13 protein-coding genes are annotated in these 16,159 nt (G+C 75.5%); 6 read left to right on the top strand and 7 right to left on the bottom strand.

Annotated elements, in window-relative coordinates:
• Nucleotides 1-117: 117 nt before the first annotated feature.
• The gene (locus O2W15_RS13175) at nt 118-4,332 is read left to right on the top strand and encodes an FtsK/SpoIIIE domain-containing protein (protein ID WP_269179741.1); all 4,215 of its coding nucleotides are present in this window, start codon (nt 118-120) and stop codon (nt 4,330-4,332) included.
• 15 nt (nt 4,333-4,347) lie between these two features.
• On the opposite strand, the gene O2W15_RS13170 is transcribed toward O2W15_RS13175, so the two are convergent.
• From O2W15_RS13170 to O2W15_RS13155, 4 genes are all read right to left on the bottom strand, one after another.
• The gene (locus O2W15_RS13170) at nt 4,348-4,851 is read right to left on the bottom strand and encodes a DUF6912 family protein (protein ID WP_269179740.1); all 504 of its coding nucleotides are present in this window, start codon (nt 4,849-4,851) and stop codon (nt 4,348-4,350) included.
• A 123-nt stretch (nt 4,852-4,974) separates the two neighbouring features.
• On the bottom strand, nt 4,975-6,369 hold the full coding sequence (locus tag O2W15_RS13165; protein ID WP_269179739.1) for a WS/DGAT/MGAT family O-acyltransferase: 1,395 nt from the start codon (nt 6,367-6,369) through the stop codon (nt 4,975-4,977).
• Nucleotides 6,370-6,477: 108 nt separating this feature from the next.
• Nucleotides 6,478-7,758, bottom strand: coding sequence for an AAA family ATPase (locus tag O2W15_RS13160; RefSeq protein WP_269179738.1), 1,281 nt, complete (start codon nt 7,756-7,758; stop codon nt 6,478-6,480).
• Nucleotides 7,758-8,501 (bottom strand): SAF domain-containing protein, encoded by a 744-nt coding sequence (locus O2W15_RS13155; RefSeq protein ID WP_269164557.1) that lies wholly within the window; start codon nt 8,499-8,501, stop codon nt 7,758-7,760. The genes O2W15_RS13160 and O2W15_RS13155 overlap by 1 nt, the downstream gene beginning before the upstream one ends.
• A 214-nt stretch (nt 8,502-8,715) precedes the next feature.
• Between O2W15_RS13155 and O2W15_RS13150 the strand changes: the two genes are divergently transcribed.
• Nucleotides 8,716-8,961: a helix-turn-helix domain-containing protein gene (locus O2W15_RS13150; RefSeq protein WP_036340421.1), complete on the top strand. Its 246-nt coding sequence runs from the start codon at nt 8,716-8,718 to the stop codon at nt 8,959-8,961.
• 16 nt (nt 8,962-8,977) lie between these two features.
• Here O2W15_RS13150 and O2W15_RS13145 read toward each other — a convergent pair whose 3' ends face one another.
• Nucleotides 8,978-9,544: a hypothetical protein gene (locus O2W15_RS13145; RefSeq protein WP_269179737.1), complete on the bottom strand. Its 567-nt coding sequence runs from the start codon at nt 9,542-9,544 to the stop codon at nt 8,978-8,980.
• Nucleotides 9,545-9,634: 90 nt separating this feature from the next.
• Here O2W15_RS13145 and O2W15_RS13140 point away from each other — a divergent pair, with 90 nt between their 5' ends.
• Together O2W15_RS13140 and O2W15_RS13135 are read left to right on the top strand one after the other, a co-directional pair.
• Entirely contained in the window at nt 9,635-10,354 is a 720-nt protein-coding gene (locus O2W15_RS13140) for a LysM peptidoglycan-binding domain-containing protein (protein WP_269179736.1), read from the top strand.
• Nucleotides 10,355-10,405: 51 nt separating this feature from the next.
• Nucleotides 10,406-10,996 (top strand): Rv3235 family protein, encoded by a 591-nt coding sequence (locus O2W15_RS13135; RefSeq protein WP_269164554.1) that lies wholly within the window; start codon nt 10,406-10,408, stop codon nt 10,994-10,996.
• 95 nt (nt 10,997-11,091) lie between these two features.
• Here O2W15_RS13135 and secA read toward each other — a convergent pair whose 3' ends face one another.
• Complete coding sequence (gene secA, locus O2W15_RS13130) at nt 11,092-14,211, bottom strand: preprotein translocase subunit SecA (protein WP_269179735.1); 3,120 nt, start codon at nt 14,209-14,211, stop codon at nt 11,092-11,094.
• 87 nt (nt 14,212-14,298) lie between these two features.
• Between secA and O2W15_RS13125 the strand changes: the two genes are divergently transcribed.
• Together O2W15_RS13125 and O2W15_RS13120 are read left to right on the top strand one after the other, a co-directional pair.
• The gene (locus O2W15_RS13125) at nt 14,299-14,739 is read left to right on the top strand and encodes a TIGR03618 family F420-dependent PPOX class oxidoreductase (protein ID WP_269179734.1); all 441 of its coding nucleotides are present in this window, start codon (nt 14,299-14,301) and stop codon (nt 14,737-14,739) included.
• A gap of 5 nt (nt 14,740-14,744) precedes the next feature.
• Nucleotides 14,745-15,299 (top strand): GNAT family N-acetyltransferase, encoded by a 555-nt coding sequence (locus tag O2W15_RS13120; RefSeq protein ID WP_269179733.1) that lies wholly within the window; start codon nt 14,745-14,747, stop codon nt 15,297-15,299.
• Between the two features lie 111 nt (nt 15,300-15,410).
• Here O2W15_RS13120 and hpf read toward each other — a convergent pair whose 3' ends face one another.
• Nucleotides 15,411-16,145 carry a ribosome hibernation-promoting factor, HPF/YfiA family gene (gene hpf / locus O2W15_RS13115; RefSeq protein WP_269164550.1) on the bottom strand — a complete coding sequence of 245 codons (735 nt, stop codon included), beginning with the start codon at nt 16,143-16,145 and terminating at the stop codon, nt 15,411-15,413.
• Nucleotides 16,146-16,159: the final 14 nt, after the last annotated feature.

Raw genomic sequence — 16,159 nt, 5'->3', positions numbered from 1 at the left:
CGACCGCGGCTGTCCACAGCCCACCCGGTCGTCCACAGATGTCGATCGAGACCCCCGCGACCGCGTCGGCCACCGGCACCATCACCGGGTGGTCAGGTCCCCGGTGCGGTGTCCCGCATGACGTCGACGCCCGGCGAGCACACCGCCCGCTGCTGGACGCTGCAGGCGCCCGACGGCGTCCTCGACGTCGAGGTACGGGCACCCGAGGAGGCCGTGCTCGGCGACGTCCAGGCGTGCCTGTCCGACCGGCTCCGCCTCCCCCCGGCCCAGCTGTGGTCCGGGTCGAGCGCCCTGCCGGCCAGCACCCCGCTGACGTCGGAGGCCCTGCGCCACGGCGCGCTGCTCGGGTGGGGCCGCCCCGGCCCCCGCGACCCGGCCGACGGCGGCGCACTCGAGCTACACGTCGTGGCGGGAGCCGACGCCGGCCGTACCGTCGCGCTCGGCAAGGGGGTGCTGGTCGTCGGCCGCGGCGCGGCCTGCGGGCTGACGCTCGAGGACCTGGACGTCTCGCGACGTCACGTCGTCGTGTCCGTGGCCGAGGGCCGGGTCACGGTCGCCGACCTGGGCTCCTCCAACGGCACCACGATGACCGACCGCTCCGGTGCGACCACCCCCGTGGGTGCCGATGCGCAGGAGTGGCCGGTCGACTCGACGCTCCGGGTGGGTGCCAGCGCTCTGCGGCTGACCGGCCCCCGTGGCGCCGGTCTGGAGTGCGCCGCCGCGCCGGCGGGGCGGGTGCACGTCCGTCCTCTCCCGATGACCCCGCCTGCTCCGGGGAGCACGACGGTGCTCCGGCCGACGCCCCCGTCCGAGCCGTCACGGCGACGGCTGGGCTGGGTCGCCGTCGCGCTCCCGGCGTTCGGCGGGGTGCTGATGGCCTGGCTCCTGGCCACACCGCACTTCCTCTTCTTCGCCCTGCTGAGCCCGGTCGTCGCCGTGGCCAACTGGTCGTCGGACCGACTGTCCGGCCGCCGCGGCCACCGCCGGGAGGTCGCCGAGCACGCCGTGGCGCTCGCCCGGGCCGATGCCGAGCTCAGCCGTGCGGTCGCGGCGCACCGCGCGGCACAGGAGGCCGAGCACCCCGACCTCGCCCTGCTGGCTGCCGCGGCGCGTCGGCGCAGCAGCCCGTTGTGGTCCCGGAGCAGCGCCGCCGCCCCGCTCAGCGTGCGGCTGGGCACGGGTCCGGGCGCCACCACCGTCACCACCGCCGAGCCCGGCGGGAACCGTTCCGCCGTCCTGGCCGAGCACCTGCCGGTGGCGCTGCCGCTGCCCACCGGGACGGGTCTGGGGGTCGTGGGGCCGCGGCCGGCAGTCCTCGGCGTGGCGCGCGCACTGGTCTGCCAGCTGGCCGTGCTGACCCCTCCGGCGGGCCTGCGGATCGTGCTCGTGAGCGGCCAGCCCGAGCTCGCGGACTGGCGGTGGTGCCGCTGGCTGCCGCACCTGCAGGGGGTGGTCGTCCCGGGCGAGCCCGTCCCCGACCGGCTGCTGGCCGTGCTGTCCGGCGCCCCGACCGCGGGAGCCGACGCCGAGCCCCGGACGCTGGTCGTGCTGGACGGGCCGGTCGACCAGGCGACCGCAGCCCTGGTCGCGCGGGCGGGCGAACGGGCCGTGTGGCTGGAGGTGGCCGGGTCCGAGGCCGCCCTCCCGCTGCCGGCGCTGGCCCGTCTCCAGGTCGCCGGGGAGACCGGCACCGGAGGCCGGTTGCGACTGCCCGGCGCCGACCAGGAGCGGCTCGTCGACCTGGACGCGGTCGGCCCGGCGACGGCCGACCGGATCGCGCGGGACCTGGCCCGGCTCGCCGTCCCGGCGTCCGCCGGTGAGCTGCCCGACGCGGCCCGACTGCTCGACCTCCCGGCCTCCGGGCTCCGGCTGGACCCGGGCCACGAGCAGGTGTCCGGCGCCTGGGACCGGGTGCGCAGCCGCCTCCTGGCCACGGTGGGCGTCGCCGGCGACGGGCCGGTGGGGATCGACCTGGTCGCCGACGGCCCGCACGCACTCATCGCCGGCACCACCGGCGCGGGCAAGTCGGAGCTGCTGCAGACCCTGGTGGCCAGCCTGGCCCAGCACCATCCGCCGGACCGGTGCAGCTTCCTGCTGATCGACTACAAGGGCGGAGCGGCCTTCGGGGAGGCGGCGGCGCTCCCGCACACGGTGGGGTTGCTGACCGACCTGGACCCCCAGTCCACGGCGCGGGCGCTGCGGTCCCTGTCGGCGGAGCTGACCCGCCGGGAACGCCTGCTGGCCGAGCACGGCGTGCGGGACCTCGCCTCGCTGCCGGTGCCGGTCGCCGCCAGCCGCCTGGTGATCGTGGTCGACGAGTTCGCCACCCTGGCCGAGGAGCTCCCGGCCTTCGTCAGCGGCCTGGTGGGCATCGCCCAGCGCGGCCGGTCGCTCGGCGTGCACCTGGTGCTGGCCACGCAGCGCCCGGCCGGTGTGGTGAGCCCGGAGATCCGGGCGAACTGCTCGCTGCGGATCTGCCTGCGGACCACGGACGAGGGCGACGCCCGGGACGTGCTCGGCAGCACTCTGCCCGCGCACCTGCCCCCCGACCGTCCGGGCCGGGCCTACCTGCGGACCGGCAACGGGCCGGCCGTGCTCCTGCAGGTGGCGCAGGTCTCCGGCCGGTCGGCGCCGACCGTGGCACCGCTGACCGTCGCCCGGCGTCCGTGGCCGCCACGGCCAGGTCCATCGCAGCCCGGGGAACCGGGCGGCGGCGAAGGCCCCAGTGACCTGCAGCGGCTGGTCCGGGCACTCGCGGAGCGGGCGCGGGCGGACGGGATCAGCCCGCCGCACCGCCCCTGGCTCCCCCCGCTGCCCGACGAGCTCCCCGCCGCCGCTCTCGACCGCTGGTCGTCGGGGGCACCGGCGTCCCGGCTCCGGCTCGGCCTGCGCGACTCCCCCGACACGCAGCTGCAGACCCCGCTGGAGCTGGACCTGGCCACCGGTGGCGGCTGGTTGGTGGTGGGTGGCCCCCGGAGTGGGCGGACCACCGCGCTGCGCACCGTGCTGGGCGAGGCGGTCCACCACCTGCCGCCCGGGCGCCTGCAGGTGCACGTGCTCGACCACGGCGGCGGGAGCCTCGCGGGGCTGGCCCGCGGCCTGCTGCACACGGGCACGGCCGTCGGCCGGGACGACGCGCACCGCACGGTGCGGCTGCTGGCGCGCCTGACCGAGGAGGTGGACCGGCGCCGTGGCGGTGGCGGTGGCGGCGATGAGGGGCACCACGGACCGCACCTCCTCCTGCTGGTCGACGGCTACGAGAGCGTGGCCGCACAACTGGAGGCCGCCGACCCCGCCATCGGTGCGGCGGCGCTGCTGCGGCTCGCGCGGGACGGCGCCGCCGTCGGCCTGACCGTCGCACTCACCGCCGAGCGCGCCGTCCCCGGTGGCCGGCTGGCCGGCGCTGTCCGCGAACGCCTGGTGCTGCCGCTGCCCGACCGGGCCGACTACGCGGTGGCCGGCGTGGCCGGGCGGGCGGTGCCCGGCCACCGCCCGCCCGGGCGCGCCCTGGTCGGCGAGGAGGCCGCCGAGTGCCAGCTGGCGCTGCCCCGCACTCCACTGGTGCCCGCCGTCGACCCGCCGGGCGCACCGTGCCCACCGCCCGTACGGGTGGTCGAGCTGCCCGACGACCCGCGCCTCCCGCTTGCCGGCCCGACCTCCACCATCGCCGGACAGGCCGGTGACGGACACCGGACGTGGTGGTTGCCCATCGGCCCCGGCGGCGACGCCGGTGCGGCGGTCGGCGTGGACCTCGCGCGCACCGGCGGCCTGCTGGTGGTCGGGCCTCCGGGCAGCGGCCGCTCCAGCGCCCTGCGGGCCTTCGGCGCGCACGGCCGGTCGGCCGGGGCCGCCGTCCTGACGCTGGTCTCCGAGCCGACCCCCGCGCCGCTCACCGCGGAGAGCCCAGCGGCCGACGGTCGGCCGCAGCCCGCCTGCGCTCAGCTGTCGAGCACGGACGCCGCAGGGGTGCGCAGCTGGCTGGCCCGGCACGAGGAACGCCGGGTCCTCGTGCTCGCCGACGACCTGAGCTCGCTCTCCGACGAGGTCGGCGACGTGCTCACCGCGCTCGGCTCCGCGCCCGGCCGGACGGCGGTCGTCGGCGCCGGGACCGCGGCGGAGGTCGCCGGGGCGTTCCGCGGTCCGGCTGCCGCGCTGCGCCGCGGCCGCACGGCTGTGCTGCTGCGGCCGGCACCCGGGGACGCCGAGCTGCTCGGGCTCCGGCTGCCCCGCACGCCGCTGCCCGCGCGGCCGGGTTCGGGCTGGCTGGTGACGCCGCAGGAGGTCACCCGGGTGCAGGTCGCCCGGCACCGCCACGAGCCGGTCGACGCGTGAGGGAGGACCGACCGGTCAGAGCAGCTCGAGCGCCGGGCCGATCTCCTGGGTCGCGTACCAGGCCAGCTCGTGCCCCTCCGCCTGGTCGACGACGAACTGCGCCTCCTCGCTCCCCAGGTCGGCCTCCAGCACGACGGCGGTCGCCGCGCGGACGTCCGCCTCCGCCTCGGCCCCGTCGATGAGCGCACTGGCGATGTCGGAGGTGGCCAGGTCGGCCGTGGTGCGGGCGGCACCGGCGTCGGCCCCCTCGTCCTGGATGGGGGTCACCGAGGTCTCCGGGACGTCCGCAGCGAGCACCACCCGGCGGCGGGCGGCCAGCGGGTCGACGTCCAACAACCGGAGACTCGCCCGCGCCGCCGCGAGCAGGGCCGCGTACTCCAGCTCCTCGGCGTCGTCGCTCAGTTCGTAGAAGTCCCGCAGCTGCGGGGTGACCGTGAAGACCGTGTGCGGTCCCTCCAGTCGGCCCTCGTCGAGCAACCGCTGCAGCACGGTCGTCGTGGCCGGCAGGTACACGCGCACCGGTTCGCCTCCTCCAGGTCGAGAGTTCCAGCGACATCAACGCCGCTGACCCGACGATCTTCCCAGTCCCGCGTCAGCTGAGCGCCGCGCGCCCGCGAGCGGTGGGAGCAGCAGAGCCCTCCGTCAGCTCGACGCCTCCACCAGGTAGGCGATCTCCTGCTCGATGAGGTCGGCGAGGACGTCGACGTCGCTGACGCTGTCCCGGTCCGCGTTCAACCCGAAGTAGACGGTGCCGTCGTAGCTGGTCAGCCCGATCGCCAGCCCCTGACCACGGACCAGCGGCACCACCGGGTAGACCTCGACCATCCGCGCGGGGCCCGCGTAGAGCGGCACCTGCGGGCCGGGCACGTTGGTGACCACCAGGTTGAACAGCCGCCGGGAGAGCCCGCTGGCGGCGCGGGCACCCAGGGCGTGCAGCGTCGGCGGGGCGAAACCCGACAGCGCGCTGAGCGTGTCCGCACCGACCGACTGCCCGCTGGGCGCCAGGCCGCGCATGGCGAAGCTGATCCGGGCCAACCGCACCCGCGGGTTCGGCTCCCCCACCGGCAGGTCGACCAGGAACGACCGGACCTCGTTGGCCGCACCGTCCTCCTCGGCCCGCACCGACACCGGGACCAGGGCCCGGATCGAGGTGCTGCCCACCACCGGCTCCCCCCGGGAGAGCAGCCACTCCCGCAGTGCGCCGGTCACCGAGGTCAGCAGGACGTCGTTGACCGTGCCGCCGTGCGCCTTGCGCACCGTCCGCAGGTCGTCCAGGGAAGCGCGGGCGACGGCCACCCGGCGCTGCCGCCCGATGGGTGCGTTCAGCGGGCTCACCGGCGCCGGGGACACCGCGGTGCGGGCGACCGCAGCCACCAGCCCGCCGGCCACCCCGGCCCAGCGGGTCGCGGTGGCCCGCAGGTCACCCGCTGCCGTCCGGGCGGTCTCGAGCACCGCCGAGGGGCGCTGCAGGTAGTCCTCCACTGCCTCCCAGACCAGGGCGGCGGACCCCGGCGGACGGCGCGGGCGCCACTCGTCCGCTGCCGTCGGAGCGGGATCAGCGTCCGGGTCCGGGTCGAGGATGACCTGCCCGATGTCGATGGCCCCGAGCCCGTCGACGAGCGCGGGGTGGGTCTTGGTCACCACCGCCGTGCGGTCGCCGGCCAGCCCCTCGACGAGGTACATCTCCCACAGCGGCCGGCTGAGGTCCAGCGGCCGGGCGGTGAGCCGGGCGACCAGGTCCAGCAGTTGCTCCTCGGTGCCGGGACGGGGCAGCGCGGACCGCCGGACGTGGTAGCTCACGTCGAAGTCGGGGTCGTCGACCCAGGCCGGGTTGGCCAGGTGGCCGGGCACCTCGAGCACCTTCTGCCGGTACCGAGGCACCAGGGGCAGCCGGGCGCGCACCAGTTCGATCAGCGCGTCGTGGTCCAGCGTCCCGGACGGGCACTCCAGGACCAGCACCGCACCGACGTGCATCGGGGTGCCCGGTTCCTCGAGGTACAGGAAGGACGCGTCCAACGCGGTGAGCCGTTCGACCAACGTGACCTCCCTCACTGGTGCTGCGTCCACGCTACGGGCCGGGCCCACGTCCGCTGACCCCACCCCCTGCCCGGCCCCGCGGGAGCACCGCCGCCCGGCCGGCGCCGCTCAGCGGGAGCGCCGCCGCCGACGACCGCCCGGCTCGGTGGCCCCGCTGAGCTGCGCGGCCAGCGTGCGCAGTCCGGTGCGCAGTGCGGAGGCGGGTGCGACCTCGGCCAGCGTCCGCCCGGCCGCCAGGGCGGCGTCGGTGGCCCGCCGGTCGGCCGGGAGGAAGGCGCGGACCTCGCGGCCGGCGAAGCGGCTCAGCGCACCGGCGATCTCCTGCCGCGCGTCACCGGGCACCGGACCCCGGCGGAGCTGGTTGACCACCACGACCGGCTCCACGTCCGGCAGCACCTCGCGCAGCTCGGCCAGTGCCCGGACGGTGCGCTGTAGGGCGACCGGGTCGGCGCCGCTGACGCAGAGCACCTCATCGGCCTCCTCCAGCACGGTGAGGGTGGCCCCGTTCCGGCGCGGAGCTGCGGTGTCGAAGGAGAGCTCCTCGTCCTCCTCCAGACAGAACCCGCAGTCGACGACGGTCAGCGCTGCCAGGCGCCGCGCCTCCTCGAGCACCACGGCGACGGCCTGCGGCCGCAGCTCGGGCCACCGGTCGGCCCGGGCCAGGCCGGTCAGCACCCGCAGGTGCGGGTCCACCGCCCACGCCAGACGCGCCAGCGCGGCGACGTCCAGGGTCCCCGCCGCCGCCTGCCGGGCGGCGGCTGCGACGCCGGGTGACTCGTCCAGCAGGCCCAGCACCTGGGCGACCACCCCGCCGTAGACGTCGGCGTCCACCAGCAGCGTGGACACCTCCAGCCGCGCCGACTCGTCCGCGAGCCCGACGGCCACGGTGGTGCGGCCGGGCGCCCCGGTCGGCCCCCAGACCGCGACGACCCGTCCCCGACCGGCCGGGCGGGTCGACTCCTCGGGCGGGAGCCCCAGCACCGGCAGCGCCGACCGTGGGTCACCGACGTCGTGGCCACCCACCGGCCCGCCGCTCACCGCGTCCCGCAGCGCGCGGGCGATCTCCTCGGCCGGGGCGTCGGCGGGCAGCACCCGGACGACGCCGAGCTGGCGGAGCCGGTCGGCCGCCCGGGTGTCGCCGGGTTCGACCAGCCCGACGACCGCGATGCCGGCGGCGGTCAACCGGGCCACCGCCGCGCCGTCCAGCCGGCGCAGCTCGGCCGACAGGAGCGCCGCCTGGCCGGTGCCGGTCGTCGCGGCGGCCAGCAGGTCGGCGACGTCGACGCAACGCCGGACGACGGTGACCCCGTGGTCCTCACGGTCCAGCGCCCCGACGAGCTCGGACTCCCAGGACGCGCCGGTGACCGCGGTGATGACCTGCAGGGCCATCAGTCGGTCGGCCCGGCCGGGACGGCCCCGGCCGCGGCGCCGCCGGGGCCGGCCGTGGCCTCGACGGAGTTCCGGACGACGACCACCAGGCCCCGCCCTCCGATGGAGGCGAGCACGTCGGCAGCGTCCTCGGCGGCCACGGCGACCACCACCTGCACGGTCGAGGTGGCGGTGGAGAGCACGCCGTCCCCACGCCCGGTGACCGCCTGCACCGGTGCACCGGACACCACGACGTCCACCCCGCCACCGGTCGGCGCGGAACCGCCCACCACCGGGTCGGCCACGGCGTAGACGTCCACCACCTGCCCGCGGTCGAGCCCGGGCGGGACGTAGCCGGCCTGCACCGGCAGCGCGAGCTGCACCAGGTCACCGGCCTCCTCGAGCACCGATCGCGGCAGCAGCTCCCCGGCCCGGACCGCGCGGGCCAGCACCCGGCCGGCGGGTCGGGTGCTGGTGGCCAGGTAGGCCTCCGCGACGTCGTCCAGCCGGACGGCGACCGGCACGAGGTCGGCGTCGGACAGCACGGTGCCGGCCGCCAGGTCACCGGCCGCCGACCAGACGGGCACGGTCGCGTCCGCGGCCGTCACCACCCGGGCGCCGACCAGCACCGAGCCGAGGACCAGCAGGACCCCGAGCACCAGCCGCAGGTCCAGCCAGCGGGGCGGGCGGACCCGGCGGGCCGCCGGGCCGGGTGGAGCCGTGTCGGTGCGCGCGCCGGACGGCGCCGCGGTGGGCGCGCTCATCGGTCGGTCATCCCTCGCCCGGTCATCCCTCGCCTGCCTGTCCGTCTCCGGCCGGTCACCCGGCTGACCTCGCCGTACGGGGTCGCGGGGGGAGATCATGACCGAGGGGCGAGCCGGTGCGCAGCCGTTGTCCACACCTTCGGGTGGACCGTCCGGGCCACTGTCACCCGACTGCCACACTGGCGGGCACCTTCGACGGGAGAACACCGACCCCATGGCCACCCAGCGCTTCCTGACCCTCGACGACGTCGCGGAGATCCTCAACGTCTCCTGGTCACAGGCCTACGCACTGGTGCGCCGCAAGGAGCTGATCGCCATCCAGATCGGCGGGCGGGGCCAGTGGCGGGTCGAGAAGGACGAGCTGGAGCGGTTCATCCAGCAGAAGTACGCCGAGGCGCGCTCCTCGGCCGTCACGGAGGAGCCGGTCCCGGACGACGCCGAGGTCGACTCCACCCGCTGAGCCGATCGCCGGGTGCTCAGCCGAACGCCGGCCCGGCCGTCCGGAGCGCGACGAGCGCGCCCAGTGACACCGCCCGCACCCCGGTGACCACCCCACGACGGCGGGGCTCGTCGACGGGGTGCTCGGCCAGCTCCAGGAAGTCCGCGCCGACCCGGTCGACCGTGCCGGCCAGCACGGCGCCGTCCGCCAGCAGGCAGTGCAGGGCGGCCCGGTCCCGGGCCAGCGCCCGCGCCGCCCGCCGGAGGTCCAGCGACCGGTCGACGACGCCCTCCGCGGCAGCCGCGGCGGTCACGGCGGTGAGCCCGGACACCGCGCGCACCGCACCCAGCGCGACCAGCACCTCGCGGTGCTGCTGATCGACCAGCAGCACCCAGTCGACGCCCACGTCGACCAGCCGCCCGGCCAGCTCACCGGCGCCGCAGCTGAGGGAGACCTCCTGCCCGGTCGCGCCCCGCAGCCGGTCGGCGAGCCGGATCCGGCCGTGCTCGGCGCGCGCCCGGGAGGCCTCGTCGGCCTGGTCGACGGCGGCCTCCTGCTCCGCCATCTGGGCCTCGAGGTCGGAGAAGAGCTGCTCCCAGCGCATGGACGGAGGCTAGTCCGTCCACAGATCCTTGCGTTTGGTTGCATTTGCTTTCGTTGATGGTGTTTGGTCATCGCTGTGACCGGAGTGGGCATGTCCGCGGTGCGCTGGACGGCGACGACGACGACGTTCGTCCTCGTCGCCGGCGGCCTGCGCTGGCTCGGACCCGGGCCGGGAGCGGTCCGCACTGCGCTGGCCGACCCGCAGCGGCTGGTCGACACCGCCGGTCCGGACGCCCTGGTGCTGGTGGCGGTGACCGCGCTGGCCTGGGCGTGCTGGGCCTGGGGCGCGCTCGGCCTGCTGCTGACCGCAGCGAGCGCCGCCCCGGGCCTGGCCGGTCGGACGGCCGGGGTGCTGCTGCGCGGCGTGCTGCCCGCCGGCGCCCGGCGGGTCGCGGCCATCGCGATCGGCGTGGGCCTCAGCACCGCGGCGCCCATCGCACTGCCCGCCGGAGCGAGCCCACTGGTCACCGCCTCGGCCGAGACGAGCGCTCCCGGGACGGACTGGTCGTCGGGCTCCCCCGCGCCCGTGGTGCAGGCCGACTGGCCGGGCGGACCGGGGACCGACCTGCCCGGTTCCCCGCCCGCGGTCCCCGACTGGCCCGGACCAACGGCCGGGGAGCACGTCGTCCTCCGCGGCGACTGCCTGTGGGACATCGCCCGCGACTGGCTCACCGGTCGCCGGCCCGGGCACCCGGTCGCCGACGCCGAGATCGCCTCCGCCGTGCAGGCGTGGTGGCAGGCCAACGCCGCCGTCATCGGCCCCGATCCGGACCTGCTGCTGCCCGGTCAGGTGCTGCGGCCCCCGACCTGACCCCGCCGCCCGCCCCGATCCGCCGTTCCCCGTCGTCCCGAGGAGACACCGATGACCGCCTCGCCGAGCCTCGCCCCTGCACCACCTGCGCCCCCGTCGCTGACCGCCGCTCCGGCGCCGGCGCCCCGGCGGCTGCACCTGGTCGCCGTCCCCACGCCCGGACCTCCGCTGGAGGACCCGCGCGTGCCGGTGCGGCTGCTGGTCCCGGGCCGGCGTACACCACGGCCGACACCTCCGCCCGGTCCGCGGCCGCGCCTGGACCAGCCGGTCCGGCCGGCCGGTGATGCGGCGGACTTCGGTCCGGCCTGGACGCGCCGGGCCGAGCTGCCCGACCCGCAGGCAGCCGGACGGCGCCTGGTCACCCTCACCCTCGAGGCGTTCGCCGGCCGCCGGCCGATCGGCCAGTTGCAGTCACTGGTGAGCCCGGCGCTCTTCCAGGCCCTCAGCGGTCGCCGCCGGCCGCGCTGGTGCACCGAGGGGACCGCACCGCTGCTGCTGGGCTCGGTGCGGGTCTGCGAGCCGGTGGACGGGGTGGCCGAGGTCAGCGCCGTGGCCCGACGGGGAGGGCGGGCACACGCGGTCGCGGCACGCCTGGAGGGGATCGACGGGCGCTGGCGTTGCACGGCGCTGCAGATCGGCTGACGGAGGTCCGGTCCCGCGCCCGCCGAGCGAGGCCGTGCCCACACGCCGACGCCCCGCCGACCAGTGGTCGGCGGGGCGTCGGTGGGTTCAGTGCGTCAGCCTGCGACGCCGTGGCACTGCTTGTACTTCTTGCCCGAACCGCACGGGCACGGGGCGTTGCGCGGGGTCTCCTTGGTGCCGGTGACGGTCGCGGTCTTCGCGGCCTTCGCCCGGCCGCTGTCCTTGGCCGAGGTGTCGAGGCTGGGCGCGCTGTAGGTCAGCTCCCCCTGCTCCGGCGCCTCCAGACCCTTGATCTCCAGCTCCGGTGCGGCATCCGCCGGCTCTGCTGCAGCCGTCCCGGCAGGCTCCGGCGCGGCGGCCTCCGGTGCGGCGGCCTCCGGTGCGGCGGCCTCCGGTGCGGCGGCCTCCGGTGCGGCAGCGGCGACGGGGGCCGGCTTGCGGGTGCGCCGAGCCGAGCTCGTCGTCCCGCTGCCGTTGCCGTCGGACGTCGGCGCGGCCGCCGGCGCCGGGGCAGCCGGGGCAGCACCGTTGCCGTCGGCGGCAGCTGGGGCGGCAGGAGCGGTCGGCTCGGCAGCGGGAGCGGGAGCGACCGGCGCTGCGGCCGCCGCCTGGGCTGCGGCCTGCCGGGCCAGCACCCGCTCGGTGCCGGCCTGCGCCCGGGCGAGCGCCTCCGCCTCGGCGGCGGCCTGCTTCTGCGCGGCCTCCGTGGCCTGCTGCTCCTTGGTCTTGACCTCGAGGTTGAAGAGGAAGCCGAGGGACTCCTCCTTGATGCCGTCGAGCATCGCGTTGAACATGTCGTAGCCCTCGCGCTGGTACTCCACGACCGGGTCGCGGTTGGCCATCGCGCGCAGGTGGATGCCGGCCCGCAGGTAGTCCATCTCGTAGAGGTGCTCGCGCCACTTGCGGTCCAGCACCGTGAGCAGCACCCGCCGTTCGAGCTCACGCATGACCTCGGAGCCGAGCGACTCCTCGCGGATCGCGTAGGCGGCGTGCACGTCGGCGAGCAGCTCCTCCTTCAGCACGTCCGCGGTCAGCGCGGCCTGGTCACCGTCGGCGACCCGGTGCAGCAGCTCCTGCCGGTCCAGGCCCACCGGGTACAGCGCCTTGAGGCCGCTCCACAGCTGCTCGAGGTCCCAGTCCTCGGCGTAACCGGTCTCGGTGGCACCGCTGACGTAGGCGATGACGACGTCGTCGACCATCGTCTGCACCTGCACGTGCAGGTCCTCGCCGTCGAGCACCTTGCGCCGCTCGTCGTAGATGACCGTGCGCTGCCGGTTGAGCACCTCGTCGTACTTGAGGACGTCCTTGCGGACCTCGTGGTTCTGCTGCTCGACCTGGGTCTGCGCCGACAGGATCGCCCGGCTGACCATCTTCGACTCGATCGGCTGGTCGTCGGGGACCCGCAGCGTGGTCATCATCGACTCGAGCATCGGGCCGTTGAACCGGCGCATCAGGTCATCGCCCAGCGACAGGTAGAACCGCGACTCCCCCGGGTCGCCCTGGCGCCCGGACCGCCCACGCAGCTGGTTGTCGATCCGCCGGCTCTCGTGCCGCTCGGTGCCCAGCACGTACAGGCCGCCGGCCTCGGTCACCTGGTCGTGCTCGGCCTTGACCTGCGACTTGGCCGATGCCAGCGCCTCGTCCCAGGCGGCCTCGTACTCCTCCGGGGTCTCCGCCGGGGACAGGCCCTTGGCGCGCAGCTGCTCGTCGGCGATGAACTCGGCGTTGCCGCCCAGCTGGATGTCGGTGCCGCGGCCGGCCATGTTGGTGGCGACGGTGACCGCACCGAGCCGCCCGGCCATCGCGATGATCGACGCCTCCCGGGCGTGGTTCTTCGCGTTGAGCACCTCGTGCGGGATGCCCCGCTTGAGCAGGTACTTGGCCAGCAGCTCGGACTTCTCCACGCTCGCGGTGCCGACCAGCACCGGCTGGCCCGCCTCGTGCCGCTCGGCGATGTCCTCGACCACGGAGTCGAACTTGGCCTTCTCCGTCTTGTAGATGACGTCGGCGCGGTCGGCGCGCACCATCGGCCGGTTCGTCGGGATGGGCACGACGCCGAGCGAGTAGGTCTGGGAGAGCTCGGCGGCCTCGGTCTGGGCCGTGCCGGTCATCCCGGAGAGCTTCTCGTAGAGCCGGAAGTAGTTCTGCAGGGTGATCGTGGCGAGGGTCTGGTTCTCGTCCTTGATCTTCACCCGCTCCTTGGCCTCGATGGCCTGGTGCATGCCCTCGTTGTAGCGCCGGCCGGAGAGCACACGGCCGGTGAACTCGTCGACGATGAGGACCTCGCCGTCGGTGACGATGTACTGCTGGTCCTTCTTGTAGAGCTCCTTGGCCTTCAGCGCGTTGTTCAGGTAGCTGATCAGCGGGGTGTTGGCGGCCTCGTAGAGGTTCTCGATGCCGAGCTGGTCCTCGACGAACTCCACACCCTCCTCGCTGATGGAGATGGTCCGCTTCGCCTCCTCGACCTCGTAGTGCCGGTCGCGCTTCATCAGCGGGGCGATGCGGGCGAACTCGCCGTACCACTTGGCGCTGGTCTCGGCGGGGCCGCTGATGATCAGCGGGGTGCGGGCCTCGTCGATGAGGATCGAGTCGACCTCGTCGACGATGGCGAAGGCGTGCCCGCGCTGGACCAGGTCGTTGCGGCTCTGCGCCATGTTGTCGCGCAGGTAGTCGAAGCCGAACTCGTTGTTCGTGCCGTGGGTGATGTCCGCGGCGTACTGCTCGCGGCGCACGTCGGGGCGCTGGCCGGAGACGATCGTGCCGACCGACAGGCCGAGGAAGCGCTGCACCCGGCCCATCCACTCGGCGTCGCGCTGGGCGAGGTAGTCGTTGGTGGTGACCACGTGCACGCCGTCACCGCTGAGCGCGTTGAGGTAGGCCGGCAGCAGACCGGTCTGCGTCTTGCCCTCACCGGTCTTCATCTCGGCGATGTTCCCGAGGTGCAGTGCCGCACCACCCATCAGCTGCACCCGGTAGTGCCGCTGGCCCAGCGTCCGACTGGTCGCCTCGCGGACCACGGAGAAGGCCTCGGGGAGCAGGTGGTCGAGGGTCTCCCCGTCGCCGTAGCGCGCCTTGAACTCATCGGTCTTCGCGCGCAGCTCGGCGTCGGTCAGATCGGTGACGTCGGGCTCCAGGGCCTCGACCGCGTCGGCGATCTTCGTCAGCCGTCGGACGATCTTGCCCTCACCGGCACGCAGGATCTTGTTGAACACCACGACCCCAGCGTAGGCGGCGCGGCTGTGAAGCGGTCCCGGCGCGGCCGAGCGTCCTGCCCGGAGCCCCGGACTCGTACCCTCCGCGACGTGTCTTCCGCCTCAGACTCCTCGCCTCCCCCGCTGCTCGGACCCGGGGTGGTGGCCTTCTTCACCGAGCGGCACCTGGCCACGCTGACCACCCTGCGCGCCGACGGCAGCCCGCACGTCGTGCCGGTCGGCGTGACCGTGGACGCCGACACCGGCATCGCCCGGGTGATCACCTCGGGGACCTCGGCGAAGGTCCGGCACGTGCGGGGCGGGCAGACCCGGGTCGCGGTCTGCCAGGTCGACGGCAAGGTGTGGACGACGCTGGAGGGGACGGCGACGGTGCGCGAGGACGCCGGGTCCGTCGCCGACGCCGAGGCCCGGTACGCCGTCCGCTACCAGCAGCCGCGGGTCAACCCGGCCCGGGTCGTGCTGGAGATCTCGGTCGACCGGGTGCTGGGCAACGCCGAACGCTGGCGGGGTCTCGGGCAGGAGGAGGAGTGACCGGGATGGACCTGAGTGGCATCGACCTGACCACCGAGGTGGTCCGCACCGACCGGCTGGTGCTGCGCCCCTTCCGCGAGGACGACGTCGACCCGGTGCTGGCCGCCTGTCAGAGCCCGGACATCGCGCGCTGGATCGCGGCGGTGTCGGTGCCCTACACCCGTGCCGACGCCGCCGGGTGGGTCACCGGCGAGGCGCCGGCCATGCGGCGCGAGGGCACCGGCCTGACCGTGGCGATCGAGGCCGACGGGCGGCTCGTCGGGTCCGGCGGCGTGCACCGGATCGGTCAGCACCCGATGGGCCCGGAAGTGGGCTACTGGATCGCCCCCGAGGCCCGCGGCCACGGGTACGCCGCAGAGGCGGCGCATGCGCTCGCCGAGTGGGCGATCGGGCTGGGTGCGCACCGGGTGTACCTGGTCGCCGACGTGCTCAACATCGGGTCCCAGACCGTCGCCCGCCGGGCCGGGTTCACCCAGGAGGGCGTGCTGCGGTCCTACCTGGCCTACCGCGACGGCAGCCGGGGCGACGCCGCGGTCTTCTCCCGGCTCCCCGGCGACTGAAGGAGGACCTCCCCCCACCACTCCCGAGCTCGTGGCGGGCCCCTGCCGGGAGGCCGACGCGGACGAGCCGCCCTCCGCCGGTGCGGAGGGCGGCTCGCCGGGGCGACCGGGTCAGGCGTGCGCGGGCTCGAGGTCTCCCGCAGCCGCGGACGCCGCGATGGCTGCCGCGTCGTCGTCCTCGGCGGCCGCCGGGGCGCCGAGCCGGATCAACCCGTAGTCGAACGCGTGCCGGCGGTAGACCACCGAGGGGACCCCGGTGTCGGCACAGAGGAACAGGAAGAAGTCGTGGCCGACCATCTCCATCTCGTAGAGGGCCTGGTCGACGTGCATCGGCGTGGCCGGGTGGACCTTCTCCCGGACGATCTGGCCGGGCAGGTGCTCGTCCAGGTCGGTCGTCAGGGGCCCGTCGGCCAGCGCGGCCTCGACGTCGGCGGACGTCCCGTCCAGAGCCGGCTCAGGGGTGGTGACCACCGCGGGGAGCGCCGCCTCCTCGACAGCGGGGACGCTGTCGATCCGCACGCTGGGCGGCGTGCGGCGGCCGTGGTGCACGCGGCGACGGTCGTTCGCCCGTCGCATGTGGTTCTCCAACTTGCCGGCCGCGAGTTCCAGCGCGGCGTAGAAGTCGGGGGCAGAGGCTTCGGCGCGGGCCACCGGCCCCTTGCCCCGCAGCGTGATCTCCACGCGCTGGGCGTTGGCTGACTGTCGAGGGTTCTTCTCGTGCAGCAGCTCCACGTCGATGCGGATGACCTTGCCGTCGAACCGTTCCAGCTGGCCGACCTTGTCCTCCACCTTCTGGCGGAAGTGCTCCGGCACCTCGACGTTACGACCACGGACCACGATCTCCATGGGACCTCCCGGTT

Source organism: Modestobacter sp. VKM Ac-2979, from assembly GCF_026967995.1.
GTDB lineage: Bacteria > Actinomycetota > Actinomycetes > Mycobacteriales > Geodermatophilaceae > Modestobacter.
Note: the sequence above shows the minus strand (reverse complement) of the source record. Positions and strands in the feature narration are given on the sequence as shown.